Here is a 1,723-nt window from a genome sequence, read left to right as displayed (position 1 = left end):
CCGACCCTGCGGCCGGGTCCTGCCCCGAGGTGATCTCGGTCGTCATCTGGCGTCTCTCCCTTGATCGGTCGATCAGCCGTTATTTGTACAGTCCCCGCCACCTCGCGAACGGGACTGTACATAGCTCCTCTGTCAAGCCTCGGGTACGCAGTTGGTTCGTAGGGCCTGGTAGACGACGTCGGATAGGCGTCGTTTCAGCACGCGGAGGGCTTCGAGGCCGCCGTCGCCGGAGTTCCTCCGGCGCGCGATGAGGTCCCTTTGCGGGCTGGTGACAGCGGGCCTGGGTCATCGCGATGCGGTGCAGGGCGGCGTTGAGCTGGCGGTTACCGGTGCGGCTGAGTCGGTGGCGGGCTCGGTTGGATGACCAGACCGGTAGCGGTGCGGTGCCGTTGTGCCGAGCGTAGGCTGCCGCGGAGCGGAATCGTGTGATGCCGGCTGTCTCGCCGAGAATCTTCGCGGCGGTCAACGCAGCGCAGCCGGGGATGGCGATGAGGGCTGGTACCAACTTCTCGGCGAGTTCGCGGATCTCGGCCTCGATGGTGTTGATCTCTTCGGTGAGGGTCCTGCAGCGTTGGGTGATCGCGGCGGCGAGGTGGGCGACAGTTCCGGTTGAATCGGCCAGTCGGTGCAGGATGTGGTTCAGGTTGCTGACCCGGTCGAGGGATCGCGCTGGGGGGTCCCATTCGGGGTCGAGTTCGTGCAGGTGCCAGCGGAGTCGGTTGACTGCGCGCGTGCGTTCAGCGATCAGGTCTTCGCGATGGTCGACCAGCAGACGTAGGTCGCGGTCGGGGCCGTCGAGGTGGGCGGTGGGTAGGCCATCTTCGCGGAGTGCGGCGCGAGCGACGGCCAGGGCGTCGATCGGATCTGACTTGCCGTAGGTGCGGGCGGCGTCGCGGGCATTGGCCATGAGCTTGGGTGGCACCCGGACGATGCGTTCGCCGGCGGCGAGCAGGTCGTGTTCGAGGCGGCGGGTCATGTTGCGGCAGTCCTCGATGGCCCAGACGCGTTCTTCGCCGTGCCCGGCCGACCAGCGCAGCAGCGACAGATGGTCCTGGCTTGTTGTCTTGCAGGTCTTCGTGGCGAGCTTGCGGCCGTTGCCGTCGATGATGACGGCGGTGTGGCTGCGCTTGTGTGCGTCGATGCCGATGACCACCATGAGGGTGTCTCCTTGACCGAAGGGGGCGCGGACCGGTCGGTGGGCATATCCCAGTCGGGCGCTGGCACGCTCCTCTCAAGCCATGCCGGCCGGTCCTTTATGTCCGGCAGGCCACAATATGTACACCAGCCACGGAGGCAACTAACGGCAGAGCGAACCCGCCGGACCGATTCAAGCCTGACACTGGAAATAACGGCTGATCGACCGATCAAGGGAGAGACGCCAGATGACGACCGAGATCACCTCGGGGCAGGAGCCGGCCGCAGGGTCGGTGAGTGCGGTCACGGATGAGCAGTTGATCGCGATGCTGGTCGATCGCGCTCGTGGTGACGGGCTGAAGCTGACCGGCGAGGGCGGGCTGCTGCAGCAGCTCACCAAGCGGGTCCTGGAGTCGGCGTTGGACGGTGAGATCACCGACCACGCCGGCTACGACAAGCACGACCCGGCAGGTCGAGGTAGCGGGAACACCCGCAACGGCAGCCGGACCAAGACCGTGCTCACCGATGTCGGACCGGTCGAGGTCCGGGTCCCACGCGACGCCGCCGGGACGTTCGAGCCGCAGATCGT

2 protein-coding genes are annotated in these 1,723 nt (G+C 66.7%); one reads left to right on the top strand and one right to left on the bottom strand.

The window, feature by feature from the left end:
• Positions 1-79: 79 nt before the first annotated feature.
• A complete protein-coding gene (locus ABT006_RS34945) occupies positions 80-1,156 on the bottom strand; it encodes an IS110 family RNA-guided transposase (protein WP_350712745.1) in 1,077 nt (358 codons plus the stop codon).
• 304 nt (positions 1,157-1,460) lie between these two features.
• On the opposite strand from ABT006_RS34945, the gene ABT006_RS34940 reads away from it, so the two are divergent.
• The coding region (locus tag ABT006_RS34940; protein ID WP_350712746.1) for a transposase at positions 1,461-1,723 on the top strand (263 nt) is incomplete at its 3' end.

The sequence above is a fragment of the Micromonospora sp. NPDC002717 genome (assembly GCF_040295705.1).
Lineage (GTDB): Bacteria > Actinomycetota > Actinomycetes > Mycobacteriales > Micromonosporaceae > Micromonospora.
This window is presented reverse-complemented; position numbering and strand designations above follow the sequence as displayed.

Coding starts and splice junctions, on each gene's coding strand:
- ABT006_RS34945 (WP_350712745.1), bottom strand. CDS start 1,156: ATGGTGGTCATCGGCATCGACGCACACAAGCGCAGCCACACCGCCGTC.